Source organism: Maribacter sp. X9 (assembly GCF_048537565.1).
Lineage (GTDB): Bacteria > Bacteroidota > Bacteroidia > Flavobacteriales > Flavobacteriaceae > Maribacter.
Window position 1 is genome coordinate 3,635,754 of sequence record NZ_CP183215.1, and the last position, 15,269, is coordinate 3,651,022.

The 15,269-nt window shown below is 37.2% G+C and carries 17 protein-coding genes; 1 reads left to right on the forward strand and 16 read right to left on the reverse strand.

What is annotated here, in order from left to right; translation table 11 throughout:
* Genes eboE through ACNR9Q_RS15515 form a run of 5 tightly spaced genes read right to left on the reverse strand, consistent with a single transcriptional unit; the run spans position 1 to position 5,028 of the window.
* On the reverse strand, positions 1–1,194 hold the full coding sequence (gene eboE / locus ACNR9Q_RS15495) for a metabolite traffic protein EboE (protein WP_419212134.1): 1,194 nt from the start codon (positions 1,192–1,194) through the stop codon (positions 1–3).
* A 4-nt stretch (positions 1,195–1,198) separates the two neighbouring features.
* The gene (locus ACNR9Q_RS15500; RefSeq protein WP_419212135.1) at positions 1,199–2,359 is read right to left on the reverse strand and encodes a 3-dehydroquinate synthase; all 1,161 of its coding nucleotides are present in this window, start codon (positions 2,357–2,359) and stop codon (positions 1,199–1,201) included.
* A gap of 6 nt (positions 2,360–2,365) precedes the next feature.
* Positions 2,366–3,265 (reverse strand): UbiA-like protein EboC, encoded by a 900-nt coding sequence (gene eboC / locus ACNR9Q_RS15505; RefSeq protein WP_419212136.1) that lies wholly within the window; start codon positions 3,263–3,265, stop codon positions 2,366–2,368.
* Between the two features lies 1 nt (position 3,266).
* Positions 3,267–4,175, reverse strand: coding sequence for a TatD family hydrolase (locus ACNR9Q_RS15510; RefSeq protein WP_419212137.1), 909 nt, complete (start codon positions 4,173–4,175; stop codon positions 3,267–3,269).
* 4 nt (positions 4,176–4,179) lie between these two features.
* The gene (locus tag ACNR9Q_RS15515; protein WP_419212138.1) at positions 4,180–5,028 is read right to left on the reverse strand and encodes an EboA domain-containing protein; all 849 of its coding nucleotides are present in this window, start codon (positions 5,026–5,028) and stop codon (positions 4,180–4,182) included.
* Between the two features lie 125 nt (positions 5,029–5,153).
* Here ACNR9Q_RS15515 and ACNR9Q_RS15520 point away from each other — a divergent pair, with 125 nt between their 5' ends.
* Complete coding sequence (locus ACNR9Q_RS15520) at positions 5,154–5,735, forward strand: tRNA-(ms[2]io[6]A)-hydroxylase (protein ID WP_419212139.1); 582 nt, start codon at positions 5,154–5,156, stop codon at positions 5,733–5,735.
* On the opposite strand, the gene ppk1 is transcribed toward ACNR9Q_RS15520, so the two are convergent.
* From ppk1 to ACNR9Q_RS15575, 11 genes are all read right to left on the reverse strand, one after another.
* Entirely contained in the window at positions 5,736–7,805 is a 2,070-nt protein-coding gene (gene ppk1, locus ACNR9Q_RS15525; RefSeq protein WP_419212140.1) for a polyphosphate kinase 1, read from the reverse strand.
* On the reverse strand, positions 7,799–8,290 hold the full coding sequence (locus ACNR9Q_RS15530) for a SixA phosphatase family protein (RefSeq protein ID WP_419212141.1): 492 nt from the start codon (positions 8,288–8,290) through the stop codon (positions 7,799–7,801). Before ACNR9Q_RS15530 ends, ppk1 begins: the two co-directional genes overlap by 7 nt.
* 15 nt (positions 8,291–8,305) lie before the next feature.
* Positions 8,306–8,953: a pyridoxamine 5'-phosphate oxidase gene (gene pdxH, locus ACNR9Q_RS15535; protein ID WP_419214290.1), complete on the reverse strand. Its 648-nt coding sequence runs from the start codon at positions 8,951–8,953 to the stop codon at positions 8,306–8,308.
* Between the two features lie 79 nt (positions 8,954–9,032).
* A complete protein-coding gene (locus tag ACNR9Q_RS15540) occupies positions 9,033–9,938 on the reverse strand; it encodes a ribonuclease Z (protein ID WP_419212142.1) in 906 nt (301 codons plus the stop codon).
* Positions 9,935–10,267, reverse strand: coding sequence for a ribonuclease Z (locus ACNR9Q_RS15545; protein WP_419212143.1), 333 nt, complete (start codon positions 10,265–10,267; stop codon positions 9,935–9,937). The genes ACNR9Q_RS15540 and ACNR9Q_RS15545 overlap by 4 nt, the downstream gene beginning before the upstream one ends.
* 1 nt (position 10,268) lies before the next feature.
* Entirely contained in the window at positions 10,269–11,195 is a 927-nt protein-coding gene (locus ACNR9Q_RS15550; protein WP_419212144.1) for an aspartate carbamoyltransferase catalytic subunit, read from the reverse strand.
* A gap of 9 nt (positions 11,196–11,204) precedes the next feature.
* A complete protein-coding gene (pyrR, locus tag ACNR9Q_RS15555) occupies positions 11,205–11,744 on the reverse strand; it encodes a bifunctional pyr operon transcriptional regulator/uracil phosphoribosyltransferase PyrR (RefSeq protein ID WP_419212145.1) in 540 nt (179 codons plus the stop codon).
* 102 nt (positions 11,745–11,846) lie between these two features.
* Positions 11,847–12,575: a LytR/AlgR family response regulator transcription factor gene (locus tag ACNR9Q_RS15560; protein ID WP_419212146.1), complete on the reverse strand. Its 729-nt coding sequence runs from the start codon at positions 12,573–12,575 to the stop codon at positions 11,847–11,849.
* Positions 12,572–13,606, reverse strand: a complete 1,035-nt coding sequence (locus ACNR9Q_RS15565) for a sensor histidine kinase (RefSeq protein WP_419212147.1) — start codon at positions 13,604–13,606, stop codon at positions 12,572–12,574. Before ACNR9Q_RS15565 ends, ACNR9Q_RS15560 begins: the two co-directional genes overlap by 4 nt.
* A 22-nt stretch (positions 13,607–13,628) precedes the next feature.
* Positions 13,629–13,955, reverse strand: coding sequence for a DUF4907 domain-containing protein (locus ACNR9Q_RS15570; RefSeq protein WP_419212148.1), 327 nt, complete (start codon positions 13,953–13,955; stop codon positions 13,629–13,631).
* A gap of 76 nt (positions 13,956–14,031) precedes the next feature.
* Positions 14,032–15,021 carry a Kelch repeat-containing protein gene (locus tag ACNR9Q_RS15575; protein WP_419212149.1) on the reverse strand — a complete coding sequence of 330 codons (990 nt, stop codon included), beginning with the start codon at positions 15,019–15,021 and terminating at the stop codon, positions 14,032–14,034.
* Positions 15,022–15,269 lie beyond the last annotated feature (248 nt).

Here is a 15,269-nt window from a genome sequence, read left to right on the forward strand (position 1 = left end):
TTATAAGCGTGTTTTCAACCATTCGATTTCCCGAATGATAGATTCAGATAAATCTTGTTTTAAATCAGATGGAAGCACATCCCAAGTATAGGTTTCAATTTCTAAATGTTCAGAAACAGGATTTTTCTTAATAAACTCCATTGTCTTTAGAATATGGTCCTGCGTAGAGAAGAGGTTTCCATATTTTTCTAAAAATATAGGTACATGGTAATGTGCCCTTATTTCTTTATGAGCTCCTTTATTTTCTAGAATAATAGGAAGGTCACTATATGTCGTAACAGTATCTCCTATTTTTTCGGTTACTTGATGGAGGTAAATAGGTTCGTTAAATTGGGAAAGTTGCTCCCAAATCATATCATCATCTACACCGTTGAAAAGTATTTTCAGGGCCGCACTTACTTGAATTTTACCAACCTTAATACTTTCCTTATCAAACTTGGCAAACGTATCTTGGGGTTCTTCATAAGCCAATGAAAAATGGCAAATATCGTAACAAACGGTAATGTATTTTTTTATCAGTGCCTCAGCTTCCATTTCTGTCAGACCTAATTCCTTCTTAAAAAGTGGAATACCTATTGGCAACAGGTATTCTGAAAAGAAGAATAATACCTCATCACTATTCTCCAAAAGACCATCGGGTTCAGGTTCGATATCCATGTGAAGGTATTTGCCTGTTTCCTGCTCCAATTCAAACAAGTACTGCGCCACTTTTAACATGTGTCCTGCCCCGAGTTCAAATGCTTTTTTAGCATCCTCATCAGTTTTATGCCAATATTTATAGGTAATTGGTGATGTGGATATCCCTCCATTCAACCCTTCCGGAAGCAAAATTGAAAGCTGTTTAAAAAGGCGCTTGGTATAAACCACCCTTTCGTTTGTGGTCCAATCTGGCGCATGTACCATGTCTTTTACCCGTTCATCATGAAAATTTCCATAAGGAAACCCGTTCATGGTAAATATGTACACATTTGTATCAGCTAACCATTGTTGAAATTGAAACATATTCGTCCCCTTCTCCAAGTCTTCACTTGCCTTATTGGATAAGCGAAGGCCTAAGCCAAACTGTTGATGATTTGACACTCTATTTTTAATATGGGGAACATGTTCTTGGATACTCTCAAAGGTACTTTTCCAATCTTGCCCGGGATGAATATTGGTGCAATACGTAAGGTGAAGGTTCTTTTTTACCTGCATTCGATTAATTTAAAGCAAAATGATGGTTCAATTTCTCAACCGCCTGTTTCATTACCTGCATATCGATTTCATGTACATCATGTTTGATGCCCAGTCCAGAAATGAGGGTAATCGTCAATTGTCCGCCTAAATGCTCCCTAAACTCCTCTATACCGTTCATTAAAACCTCGATTTCTTTAGGAGTACTCACAGGAAGCGCAAGATCAAAACCTATTGCGGTCATCACCTCTAAAACATGGTTCAAATCAGACTCCGGTATCAATCCGATAAGGTGCGCATAAGTCACATCAAGAGCAATCCCTTTTGCAACTGCTTCACCATGCCTCATGGTGTAATTGGTCATGAATTCCATTTTATGGGCGGCCCAATGCCCAAAATCCAAAGGTCTAGAAGAACCTGATTCAAATGGATCTCCTCCTTGGGCAATATGATGCATATGCATTTCGGCACACTTGTATATCACGTACTGCATGGGTACCATCTCCCTTTTTTTCAGAGCATTAGCATGATCGGCAATATATTCGAAAAATCCCTTATCCTTGATCAATGCCACTTTAATAGCCTCGGCAATACCAGAAATCCAATCCCGTTGTTCTAGTGTCTCTAGAAAATCGCTATCGTTTATAATGGCGTAGGGCGGGGCGAAAGTCCCCAAAAAATTCTTTTTCTTAAAGGCGTTCACACTGTTCTTTACCCCAACGGCTGAATCATTTTGAGAAAGTACTGTAGTTGGTATGCGTAGGAGCTTAACGCCCCTATGGGCAATTGCAGCCGCATAGCCGACCATATCGATTACCGCCCCTCCTCCTATTACTATAACGAAAGAGTGACGACAAATTTTATTTTCATTGATTCCTTTCAGTACCAATTCAATAGTAGCATCGCTATTTTTGGCTTGCTCTCCACCAGAAATAATCAAAGTATCCGTATGCTTAAGATTATCACTATTATAATTGCAATAGGTCTTGATTTGAGAAATTAAATTGGGATGGTGATCCTTTACCCCATCATCGATAACAAAAAATAATTTAACCGGTTCAAATTCCCTATAGTCCGCAATTAATTGAGCGAATAAGGGGTTTTCAATAGTGAATAGCCCTGATGTAAAATACAATTGATAATCGTATTGAACTTTAAAAGACTGTTTTATAGATTGTAATTGCATAAAAATTTAAGTTACAGCAAATAATTTAGACAAGCCAATGGATAAAGGTAATAACAACAATACAGCCACTGCCAGATACCATTCAGAAAAACCCGCTACCCAACAGGCGTTCATTACCACAAGTGACAACACCCCAGAAATTACCGCCTTTTTAATATTCTTCGGTGAATTTTCATTGTAAGCCCTGAACAATGGTAAAAAAATCAGTATACCGAACAATAGCAAAAAGGGTACAGTTATCATGCCATTATCGGTTTTCACTACCACTATTAACGTTAGTGAAGCAAGAACTATTGCATATAGAACTCCTGCCCATACGATATGATTTTTATTATTTCCATGAACCTCTCCTCTACTTATTAGCGTTATGGCAAAAATGTAAAAAACCGGTACGATACAGATCCACCATTCGGAAATTAATCCTAATACGGACATCCCCAGTAAAAGGTTCAAGCCTCTACATATTCCCATATTTAAAGGACCGAGAAATTCATATTGCTTAGCATAGGCATCATAAATTAAAATAGCAATCGTCAGAGCTAAGGAAATAATGCCCGACAACATGGTACAGTTAAATGCGAAAAATATACCTATCGCAAGCAACAAAATACCCCAAATCGCAGCATGTTTCAAGGGTATCAAACCACTCGGTATAGCTCTTTCAGGACGCTCGATTGCATCTAGCTCAGCATCAAAGACATCATTGAAAACAACACCTCCCGCATATAAAAAGATAGACGAAAAGACCAATGACAATACACTAGTTAGATTTTCTTGCAAGAAAACAAGTGCTCCGGTATTTTGAATATTAAGACCAATGGCCATGCCTGCCAATATATCAGCAGCAGCAGTGGGCAGATTGGCGGGTCTTGCCAATCTGGCAAAACCCATCAGCTTCTCCTTCATCTTAGGTGATTTGATCTCCGTCAATTCTTGGGGCCTGCCCCCTTAAGACACTATTATCGTTAAAAAGCCTTGATTGGTCAATTCCGTTAGGATTTAACCAGTGGGATTCTTTCATTTTACCATTCTTGCTAAATGCATCCAACGCATTTTGATAACAGGTTTTTCTTACATCTTCTTTATCGATTCCTCTTTTCAACATCAAAGAAGCCGTTTTTGGCACCGCTAAAGGATCACTAACGCCCCAATCTGCAGAGCTATCGACAATAATATTTGTACTACCAAATTTTCGGACCACTTCGACCATGCGCTCATTACCCATTTTTGTTTTGGGATAAATTGTGAACGCAGCAATAAATCCACGGTCCAAAACTTCTTTTACCGTCTCTTCATTATTATGGTCAATAATCACATTACCAGGATCTAAACCATGTTCCAAGCAGACTTCCATACTTTTAATGGTTCCCGCTTTTTTATCACGGTGAGGCGTATGCACCTGCACGGTCATGCCCAATTCTTTGGCCATATCCAATTGCATTCTAAAATATTTATCTTCTGCCGGGGTTTGATCATCGTAGCCTATTTCACCAATAGCCACTACATTTTCTTTATGCACGTACAATGGCAACAACTCTATTACTTGCTCTGCTAACTCCTCATTATTGGCTTCCTTTGAATTCAAACCAATCGTGCAATAATGTCTAATGCCGAATTGACTGGCCCTAAAAGGCTCCCAACCAACAAGGCTACTGTAATAATCTTGAAATGAACCTACCTGAGTTCGGGGTTGACCCAACCAAAACGAAGGTTCTATAATTGCGACGACCCCTGCAGCTGCCATAGCCTCATAGTCATCGGTTGTTCTAGACGACATGTGTACATGCGGGTCTATAATCATCATTTTATCATCCATTCTTTTATTGTTTAAGCGTATTCCAAGCTATTTCTTTTTCAACTACTTTTTTCTTTAGTTCAGGATAATTATTCAGTAAATCAAACGCTTTATCATTACGGGAACAATAACAACATAACGCTGCCGCCCTATTCTCTATTATATCTTCGCTCTCTAAAAGTCTTTTCATATCCTGAAGAAGCTCTTCATTTAAAAACTTGGAAACGGGTCTCCAAAACATAGGGTCTATTTTTCTAGAAGCCGCCCAACGTTCATGTGCATAATCCGATATAATTCTTGTCAAGTCTTCGTTTGCCCGTTCATCAACCGATTCAATTTGAGATAGGTCCCGCTCCATAAAGGCTGCCTTTAAATACATTTGATTCCATTGCTGGTCATTAAAGTACTTCGCCGGATAGGGGTTATTCAAGGTTATGGCATCAAAAATTATAGCAATATTGGTGCGTAGAGCTTCTACAGCGGTTTGTTTATACGCTTCTGGATTAGGCAATAAAACCAAATACTTTAAAAAGGTTTCCAATTCCCCAGTATCCGCTACTTGTATAATATTAGCCACTTTGGGTGTATAAAATTCCTGATCTTGCCTCAGCACTTCCGATAATAAATATATGCGTGCTATTTGAAGTAAATTGGCTTTATGGGTCTTAAAATATACCAACCCTTCACCTTCCCCATTAGTAAATAAAACGGGTTTTGAAGCATCAAATTTTGAACTTAATAGACTGTAGGCCATATACAGATCCTTTGTAGATTTGCTTTCGGCCAATTTTGTGATTCTTTCGGTTAACCAGGTTAAGCTTTCTAGCTGACCATACTTTTCTAAAATATCCTTAATCTCCTTGTGATTGTGCATTATTCGAGCTGAAATTGTCTTTACTTCAAAAATAAATATTATTACTAAGTATGTTGGTACGAACGCGGTTAAATTATAATTAGTGAGGTCTTTAAAATCTTCATAATTTTGAGCAAAAGAAATATATGCTAGGCTTAAAATTACCTACCGATCCCAGATGGGTGAACATTGTAGAAAAAAACATTGATGAAATTTTGACCGATCACGCCTACTGCGAGCAGAAAGCAGCCAGTACCGCTATCTCTTTGATTGTATCCTTTCCTGAATATACCGAGCTGGTCGAGGAAATGATAGCCTTGTCCCGTGAAGAAATGGGTCACTTTAAAATGGTGCACGATCTTATCCTTCAACGAGGAAAAACCTTAGGAAGAGACCGTAAGGACGAATATGTAATCGAACTCCTTAAGTTTTTTCCCAAGGGAGGGAGTCGAACGACCCAATTAGTGCATCGTTTATTATACGCTGGTTTAATTGAAGCCCGTAGTTGTGAACGCTTCAGATTACTTTCCGAAGAATTGGAAGACAAAAAATTGGCAGACTTCTATCATAAACTGATGATAAGTGAAGCCGGCCATTATACCATGTTCCTTAAATTTGCCCGTACGTATGGAGATTTGGACGAGGTTAATAAGAAATGGCAAGATTTATTGGTTTATGAGGCTAAAATCATGAAAAACTTAGGCACCAAAGAAACCATTCACGGTTAATTATTCCTTTTTCAAATCATCGGCATAATAATCATAAGTAGCGAACTGGGATCTTATTTTCGGTGGTTTTGTTTTACGATAGGCGTTATCCTGTTTTTCGGTAAATACACGTGCCTTCATGTTATCTTTCCAGCAAATTTCAAACGTATCCATCAGTTCTTTTTTGATGTCCTCATCGTAAATAGGGCATCCTACTTCAACTCTATAATCTAAATTTCTGGTCATCCAATCCGCGGAAGATATATACACCTTCGGATTGCCCCCATTTGCGAAAGCAAATAGCCTCGTGTGCTCTAAAAATTTATCTACAATACTAATAGCCTCAATATTTTCGCTCATTCCCTTAACCCCTGGAACTAAACAGCATATACCTCTAACAATCAACTGAATCTTCACGCCCGCCCTACTGGCTTCGTACAATTTATCGACCATTTTGTAGGATGTGAAACTGTTCATCTTGATTTTGATATAAGCTTCTTTTCCTAAAATGGCATTTGCAATCTCAACATCAATTAATTTTTGAAATGCATTTTTAGTATAATGTGGAGAAACGATTAAATGTTTGTACTTGTTGATTTTATAGGTAGTCTCAAAAAAGTCGAATACTTTATTCAGCTCCTTTAAAATTGGATCATGGGCCGTAAACAAGGTATAATCTGTGTAAATTCTGGCGGTGGATTCATTAAAATTACCCGTGCTGATAAATCCGTACCGTTTAATTTCATCGCCTTCTTCCCGTTCTATTAAACAAATCTTACTATGTACCTTTAAGCCTGGTACCCCAAAAATGAGTTTCACGCCTTCTGACTGCAATTGTTCGGCATATTCTATATTCGCCTGCTCATCGAACCGTGCCTGAAGTTCTATCTGTACGGTTACTTGTTTCCCATTTTTAACCGCATTGATTAACGAAGCTGCAACTTGCGAATTACTGGCCAACCTATACACCGTAATTTTAATGGACCTGACCTTTGGATCAAGTGCCGCTTCCCGTAAAAATTTCAAAATATAAGTAAACGTGTGGTAAGGGGTATATTGTAGATAATCTTTTTTAGATATACTTTCTAAAATACTTCCTTCTATACTTAACCCTTTTACTGGTAACGGAGTTATTTTTTCATATAACAGATCCTTTCTTCCCAGACTTGGGAATCCCATATAATCCCTACGGTTATGGTACCTACCTCCCGGAATAACACTATCCGTATCTTCAATCTTCATTTTTTCCTTAAGAAATGTCAAGGTATCTTTTGCGATACTTTTGTCGTATACAAAACGAACGGGATCACTTATTTTTCTGTGTTCGACACTAGATGAAATTTTTTCTATAAAACTCTTACTAAGGTCATTATCCATATCCAGTTCCGCATCTCTGGTAATCTTTATCATATGGGCCGTAATCGACTCATATTCGAACATCGTAAAAATATTATCAAGACAATATCGGATCATATCATCTAAGAGAATTATAAAACTCTTACCCCCCTCATCGGGCAGCACCACAAACCGATCGATTCCTTTCGGAATTTCAATTAAGGCATAGCGTTTCTCTTTTTTTTGTTTTTCACTTTTTATGACCATTTTTACAGCTAAGTAGGCCGCCGTATCCTTTAGCGTAGGAAATTGGGTCAACTCATTTAAGATTATGGTCATTAACTGTGGACTTACCTCTTTTAAGAAATAAGCCTTTGCAAATTCCTTTTGACTTTCATTTAATTCAGTTTCCTTTAAAATAAAAATATTCTTACTTTCAAGTTCATGCTCGATCTGCTTCAGGATTACTAAACTCTTGGTCTGTTGTTCAATCACTATTTTTGTGATTTCCTCCAAAAGGTCTTTCGCCTTCTCGCCCCCTAAAACACTTTTACCATTTCTTCCTGCTTCAACAATACGTTTTACAGTTGCATATCGTACTTTAAAGAATTCATCTAGGTTGTTCGAAAAAATTCCTAAAAATCGCAATCTTTCAATCAATGGTACATTCTTGTCGGCACTTTCTTGAAGTACCCGCTCATTGAACCAAAGCCAACTTATTTCTCTATTAACGTACTGATTATTATTTCTTACCATGTTTTAAATTCCTTTGGAAAAATAGTTTGTATTGTTGAGCCTTGAGTAACGGACGACCATGAACTTTCTTTAAATTGTATGTGCACCAAACCACTTGTAGGTACATTGTCAATATATTTATTGCCCATCGCATTTGCGATATATGTAAAAGCGTGATTGTGTCCGAAAATGAGAACAGTATCTAAATCGTCGTTCGTATTTCTTATAAAATCAACCACCTTCTCTCCCGAGAAATCGTATAGATCTGATATGATAGCAACGTTTTTCAACCCGTAGTCCAATTGCCGTATGCAAATCATCGCCGTATGCAAAGCCCTATTCGCCGGGCTAGAAAAGACCTGGTCTATTCTTATATTTTTAGTTGCTAGCTCTGCCCCTACCAAATGTGCATCTGAAATACCCCGTTGCTGTAAGGGCCGATCCAGGTCACTTACATTGAGCTCCCATGAAGACTTTCCATGTCGCATCAGCAATAAATCCTTCATTTTATTTTGTTTAATTTAAGGTGCCAACCGTTCCATTTTCCAATCAAAATCACTGGTTAGGGTATAGCGGATACGATCATGAAGACGATTAGGCCTTCCTTGCCAAAATTCAATAGAAATTGGTTTTACCAAGTAGCCGCCCCAATGCTCTGGCCGCGCAATTTCCTTGTTCTCATATTCCTTCTCCAATTGATGCAGTTTTTCTTCTAAGACGGCTCTTGACGGCACCACACTGCTTTGGTCGGATACCAACGCCCCCAATTTACTTCCCTCAGGGCGGGATTCAAAATAACCATCGGATAAATTTTCAGGTAGTTTTTCCGCTATTCCTTTTACAATTACCTGTCGTTCTAAATTTGGCCAAAAAAATGAAATACACACTTTAGGGTTCTCGGCAATGGCCTTACCCTTTTCACTGTTGTAATTGGTGTAAAATATAAATCCTTCGTGGGTATATTTTTTAAGCAACACCACCCTATTCTTGGGAAAACCATCCAAACCAATTGTAGAAACCGTCATTGCATTCGGCTCATCTACGCCATCTGATTTTTCAACCTCATAAAACCAGGTTTGGAAAAGCTGAAGTGGATTGTCGGATACACTATCCTCCATTAATGCGCTTTTCTCGTATGTTTTTCTATAATCGCTTAAATCTTTCTGCATCATTTTTATCGTAAAAACAAGATAAACAAAGTTCTAAAAAGAAAGGAAATTAAGCTGCATTAAATCGTATTAAAAGAATTTAAAAATCAAAAGTTCGCCCATCATCGGCCAATAGAACATTTGAAAATACCGTAGAGGCTTCTTCCTTAAACAATTCTATAGATTTGTACCGTGTAGAATAATGCCCTAATATTAGAGTTTTTACATTCGCCGATACGGCAATTTTAGCAGCTTCTATGGCAGTAGAATGTTTGGTCTTCATCGCCAAATGTGATTCTGATTCCAAAAATGTAGATTCATGATACAATACATCGACACCCTTAACTTTAGAGGCCAATGCTGGAACATAAACCGTATCACTACAAAAGGCGTATGACTTCGGTTTTTTGGGATCAAAGGTCAATTTCGTATTTGGAATTCTAGTTCCATTTTCATGAACAACATCCTTTCCTAATTTGATATTCCTGTAATAGGCCTTATCTATTTTATGTTCTTCAATGGCATCAACATTCAGTTTTCTTTCTCCAAGTTTTTCTTTGAACACGAAACCATTGGTATATATCCTGTGATCCAAAGGAATAGTACTTACCGATACTTTTTTATCCTCAAAGATAAGCTCAGGCTCTATGCTTGTGAGTTCATGAAACACCAGCGGATAATTGGTCCAAGAATCCCCTAATTTCAATAATAAGGTTATTGCATCTTTTATTCCCTTTGGGCCATACACATGTAATTCTTTTTCCCGGCCTAAAAGTCTCATCGTAGAAATAAATCCGGGAAGACCGAAAAAATGATCTCCGTGAAGGTGGGAAATAAAAATATGGTTGATTCTGGAAAATTTAATTTTATGCTTGCGGAGTTGAACCTGCGTTCCTTCACCGCAATCAATCAAAAACATGTGGTTTTTAATCTCTAAAACTTGGGCCGTAGGATTTGTAATGGTACGGGGTGTGGCCGCATAACAGCCGAGAATGGTCAATTTCAAAGCTCAAGGTCCCTTTCAATTTCTTCCATTTCAACAATGTCCTTTGCTTCTTGTAACGTAGGGACCAGATTTATTTCATCAGGAACATCTTCATAGGAAACCTTATCAGACACGAGTACAAATGATTTTCCGTTTTTACGATGTTTTTTAGAAAGCTCTAAAAAAGAAACTACGTTATAAGGTGTAAGTTTTGAAAAGCTCAATAAATCTATTACCAGATTATCGTTCTTTATTTTTGAATAATCATTTTCAAGATTTCTTAGAAAAATATCGATGGAAGGATTTTCTTGGGAAATGATAGTCATCATTTCATCTTTGTCAAAAACCATATTATTTTATTTTAGATGCCAATAAATAAATGACCGCCATACGTATGGCCACTCCGTTCTCAACTTGGTTCAAAATTATGGACTGCTTTGAATCTGCCACATCACTAGTAATCTCCACGCCCCTATTTATAGGGCCGGGATGCATAATAACAATTTCCTTGTTTAGACTGTCCAACAACTTTTTATTTACGCCGAATTGCTGGGTATATTCGCGGGTGGTGGGAAAATAACTAATATCTAAACGTTCGTTCTGTATTCGTAACATGTTGGCCACATCGCACCACTCCAACGCTTTTCTTAAGTTGGTCTCGACGCCAACTCCCAAAGAATCTATATATTTAGGCAACAGGGTTTTAGGCCCACACACCTTAACATTCGCTCCTTGTAGCTTTAGAGCGAAAATATTGGATAAGGCAACCCTTGAATGTAGAATATCCCCAACGATCACCACATTCTTACCGGCTACATCGCCCAATTTTTCACGGATAGAATAAGAATCCAACAAAGCTTGTGTCGGATGTTCGTGTGCCCCATCACCAGCATTTATGATAGATGCCTTAACGTGTTTTGATAAGAATATGCCCGCACCCGGATTTGGATGCCGCATCACCACCATATCCACCTTCATGGACAAAATATTGTTGACGGTATCTATAAGTGTTTCGCCTTTGGTTACCGATGATTGACTCGCGGAAAAATTGAGAACATCAGCAGACAATCGTTTCTCAGCCAATTCAAAAGACAGCTTGGTACGTGTACTATTCTCGAAAAAAATGTTGGCAATGGTAATATCACGAAGCGAAGGAACCTTTTTAATCGATCGGTTGATGACCTCCTTAAAATGGTCTGCGGTTTCAAAAATAAGCTGAATATCGTTTTCTTTAAGATACTTGATTCCCAATAAGTGTTTCACACTCAGTTCGCTCATTTTGTTCTTTTACCTGTTAACTAAATAGATGATATCCTCACCATCGTTCTCCTCCCACATCACCTTTACTTTCTCTTCGTTGATGGCATCGACCTGTCTCCCCCTATAATTAGGCTGAATGGGTAAATGCCGACTAAACCGCCGATCTATTAAACAAAGTAGCTCTACATCTTTAGGTCTACCGAAAGATTGCAACGCCGTCAAGGCAGCATTAATGCTTCTACCTGTATACAGCACATCATCGATCAATACTACATTTTTATCCTCTACCAAAAAATTAATATTGGTTTTGGTCGCTTCCAACGTTTTTTCTCCTCTTCTAAAATCATCTCTATAAAAGGTAATGTCCAAAAACCCGAGGTCAATATGTTTCACCTTATATTCCTCCTTTAAAATTTTAGTCAAGCGTTGTGCTACAAATTTACCTCTTGGCTGTATACCAATAAGCACTGTATTTTCAAAGGTCAAATGATTTTCAAGCAGTTGGCAAGCCAAACGATGTAGGATGATATTTATTTCTTTGGAAGAGAGTAATACTTTTTGCCCCATAATAGACTACCCGTGCTTTTAGCTGAACAAAAATAGAGAATTCTAGCTAAACTTTTACGCATTATAGCGGTAAGTGAAAAATCGAAAATAAGTAATACAATCTTATATCCCTAAAATAGAGAAAAATGCCTCTTTATGGCTTTCACCAATGGGAATACGAATATCATTGATAACAATTCTATTTCGTTGTACGGTCTTAATGAAATTTACGTTAACAATGAACGATTTATGTACTCTAAGAAATTGGTTGGCAGGTAGTTTACTAAGGATTTCCTTGAAGCTCATTAATGTTAACACCGTCTTGTTGGTGTCACATATATGTATTTTTAGATAATCTCTCAAACCTTGAATGTATTCTATCTGATCAAGATCTATTTTTATACTTTCATATTCAGCTTTGACAAAAATAAACTTCTTTTCTGTAGAGCCATCCCCGTTAGATGGAAAAACGTTTCCTACCATAATTGGCTTTTCATATTTGGAAATAAGATTCTGTACCCTTGAAACCGATTTTATAAAACGATGGTATGGAATCGGTTTTACCAAATAATCTACCGCGTTTAGTTCAAAACCATCTACAGCATATTGAGAATAGGCCGTTGTAAAAATAAAGAAAGGCCTATTATCCAGAGTACCCATAAAATCGATTCCGTTGATTTGGGGCATTTCTATATCACAAAATATCAGGTCTATCTTTTTTTCCTTAATATCCATAATGGAATCAAGTGGATTTGTGTAAGTACCTACCAAATCCAAAAAATCGAGTTTTTCGCAGTAGCCCGATAAAATTTCAATGGCCAATGGCTCATCGTCTATTATAATACACTTCATACACTCTGTTTTATTTGATAGATCATCAACGACACCTCATAGTTCTCCCCATCGTTATTAACTTCCAACTTATGGGATTCAGGATAAATCAATTGCAACTGGTTCCTAATATTTTCTAAACCGATTCCGGAATTTTTTGATGGCTCTTTGAATGCCCCTATCTTATTTTTCACATTCAGATAGATGGATTCGTCAGTAACCACTAAATTAATCTTAACGAATGTCTTTCCTTTATAATCTGTTCCATATTTAAAGGCATTTTCAATAAATGATATGAATAACAATGGAGGTATGGCCCTACCCCTATCCTCTCCGGTTATCTTCAGCGAAACATTCTCACTATCGGAAAGTCTGAGTCTTTGCAATTGAATATAACTTCTCACATAATCCAACTCTTTATTCAAGGGTACCAAATCCTTATCTGCTTCATAAAGCATGTATCGCATTAATTCAGATAAATCAACAATTGCCTCTGATGTATCCGGTGAATTTTTTACCGACAATGCATAAATGGTATTGAGGGTATTAAATAAAAAATGGGGATTTAACTGAGCTTTTAAAAATTGAAGTTCTGACTTTATACTTTCCTTTTCTACAGTCAATCGTAGATTTTCGTTTCGTCTCCACTCAATATAAATCCTCAATACTGTACTGATAGAATAAGGTATACCCAAACTAAGAAATGCCCTATAAAACGGAATTAACCCTATTTCAGCTCTAGGACGACCCTCGAAGTTTATGTGTTCAGGAAATCTTGGTGGAAAAAAAAAGTTTAGACCGCCAACCGAAACTGCTAATATTAACAAAGAAATGCCGATATATACCAGTACATTTTTCTTTAAAAGAAATACGGGTACCAAATACACATAATTAACGTAGAAGAGAATGGTAACAAGTAATAACTTTGGCAAAATATCCAACGGAACCGGCCTTGATTCGATTATTAAAGGATATAAACTGAGCCCATAGAACAATATCCAAATAACGATGTGGACTACAATCTGGACCCTATTTTTAATAATCGATTGCATGAATCTTTAATTCAAGGTACTGTTAAGGAATATTCAATCTTTCTAAATCTGATGGCTTCAAAATCGGAGATTTACCATTTTCCAATTTCCAAATTACCAAATTACCAACTGATAATGCTTGTGATTCGGTATCAAAACTCTGTTCACCAGAGATACCTGGAATAAATTCCTGTAAAATCAATACTTTTTCACCATTACTTATTTTATAACCAAAACCATTTTTTACCCGAATTGTTTCACAATGCAATGAACTTTTAGGGCTATACTTTAAATTATCATAAAAAGTATAACTGAAAAAGATGGTAAAAAATAAGATGATAACCCAAGTAATCTTTGAAGCATAACTCATAAATAAATGTTTAAAAATGGGCCAATCTCTAGAGATTGGCCCAAATAATTAACAATAACACCTCTCATAAAAATAACTAATCTTCATCATCATATTCATCCGAGGGGAAAAACTCGTCCAAGTCATCCAAGTAAAGGCTTCCTGTTCTACCCATTCCTATAAAAGCACGGGTTCCGTTAGAGAATGTAATGGCATCTTGCCGTGTTGTGCCCTCAAAATTAGTTTTCTGCTCCCATTCGTCAGTAGAAGGATCATATTCCCAAACCGTATTCGTGGTGCCACTTGATTCGCCACATGCTATATATCCATAGCCATTTAAGGTAAAACCTACTGCGCTACTGCGCTTTATGTTGTATTCGTCTTCTTCGTCCAAGTCCAACTTCTCGGTCCAACTCTCGGTGGTAGGATCAAATACCCAAAAATCATCTAAATACACTCCGTTTGAAACACCTGTACCCAAGTATACTAAACCGTTTATGGTAAAGCTTGTGGCAGACCTTCTTTTATTTCCTCCATAACCTACTAATTCTACCCAAGTATCTGTTTTCGGATCATATTTCCAAAAGTCTTTACGGTCATTATCACCATCATAGCCGGTACCCACATACCCATTACCATTCACACCAAAAGCTACTGCGTTTCTTCTAACTGTTGGATAAGGAGCAATCTCTGCCCAAGTATTCGATACCGGGTCATAGGTATAAAAATCACTTAATTCATCGACTCCGTCATAACCCGTTCCTATATACCCCTTGCCATCAACCTCAAAACCTACGGCTGCATTTCTTGCTACACCTGGAAAATCTGCTTTTTGCGCCCAATAATTACCTTCAATATCATAACTCCAAAAAGAAGTTAGGTAATCATCCCCATCATACCCTACGCCCATATAGCCTATATTATCAATGGTAAAACCTGATACACTACTACGAGCGCTACCATCAAATACCGACCTATCTACCCAGTTACCCAAATCGTCATCATCATCACTTGAGCAACTTGATATACACATAACCAATAATGTTATACCCGCTATTTTATAAAAATTGGAATTGAATCTATTCATTGTCTTTTATATTTTAGTTTTTGTATTTCCCGTTTCAAAACTAAAAGAGGTCGTAACATAATAAAAACAGAATATATCTAGGAATGTTTTTAACGTACCAACACCAAGTTTTCATCTACAAATACTTCCATCTACTTAGTAGCTTAAAAAACTAGTTTCATCCTATAACATTCTAAGTTGGTCTATTCGGGTTTTAACAACGAAAGATGACATTTAGCTTTGACAAAAATTAAATAGCCAATGAGAAT

What these genes read in the sequence shown, in the direction of transcription:
- eboE (WP_419212134.1), bottom strand. Translation starts at nt 1,194, where the DNA reads ATGCAGGTAAAAAAGAACCTTCACCTTACGTATTGCACCAATATTCAT.
- ACNR9Q_RS15500 (WP_419212135.1), bottom strand. Translation starts at nt 2,359, where the DNA reads ATGCAATTACAATCTATAAAACAGTCTTTTAAAGTTCAATACGATTAT.
- eboC (WP_419212136.1), bottom strand. Translation starts at nt 3,265, where the DNA reads ATGAAGGAGAAGCTGATGGGTTTTGCCAGATTGGCAAGACCCGCCAAT.
- ACNR9Q_RS15510 (WP_419212137.1), bottom strand. Translation starts at nt 4,175, where the DNA reads ATGGATGATAAAATGATGATTATAGACCCGCATGTACACATGTCGTCT.
- ACNR9Q_RS15515 (WP_419212138.1), bottom strand. Translation starts at nt 5,028, where the DNA reads ATGCACAATCACAAGGAGATTAAGGATATTTTAGAAAAGTATGGTCAG.
- ACNR9Q_RS15520 (WP_419212139.1), top strand. Translation starts at nt 5,154, where the DNA reads ATGCTAGGCTTAAAATTACCTACCGATCCCAGATGGGTGAACATTGTA.
- ppk1 (WP_419212140.1), bottom strand. Translation starts at nt 7,805, where the DNA reads ATGGTAAGAAATAATAATCAGTACGTTAATAGAGAAATAAGTTGGCTT.
- ACNR9Q_RS15530 (WP_419212141.1), bottom strand. Translation starts at nt 8,290, where the DNA reads ATGAAGGATTTATTGCTGATGCGACATGGAAAGTCTTCATGGGAGCTC.
- pdxH (WP_419214290.1), bottom strand. Translation starts at nt 8,953, where the DNA reads ATGCAGAAAGATTTAAGCGATTATAGAAAAACATACGAGAAAAGCGCA.
- ACNR9Q_RS15545 (WP_419212143.1), bottom strand. Translation starts at nt 10,267, where the DNA reads ATGGTTTTTGACAAAGATGAAATGATGACTATCATTTCCCAAGAAAAT.
- ACNR9Q_RS15550 (WP_419212144.1), bottom strand. Translation starts at nt 11,195, where the DNA reads ATGAGCGAACTGAGTGTGAAACACTTATTGGGAATCAAGTATCTTAAA.
- pyrR (WP_419212145.1), bottom strand. Translation starts at nt 11,744, where the DNA reads ATGGGGCAAAAAGTATTACTCTCTTCCAAAGAAATAAATATCATCCTA.
- ACNR9Q_RS15560 (WP_419212146.1), bottom strand. Translation starts at nt 12,575, where the DNA reads ATGAAGTGTATTATAATAGACGATGAGCCATTGGCCATTGAAATTTTA.
- ACNR9Q_RS15565 (WP_419212147.1), bottom strand. Translation starts at nt 13,606, where the DNA reads ATGCAATCGATTATTAAAAATAGGGTCCAGATTGTAGTCCACATCGTT.
- ACNR9Q_RS15570 (WP_419212148.1), bottom strand. Translation starts at nt 13,955, where the DNA reads ATGAGTTATGCTTCAAAGATTACTTGGGTTATCATCTTATTTTTTACC.
- ACNR9Q_RS15575 (WP_419212149.1), bottom strand. Translation starts at nt 15,021, where the DNA reads ATGAATAGATTCAATTCCAATTTTTATAAAATAGCGGGTATAACATTA.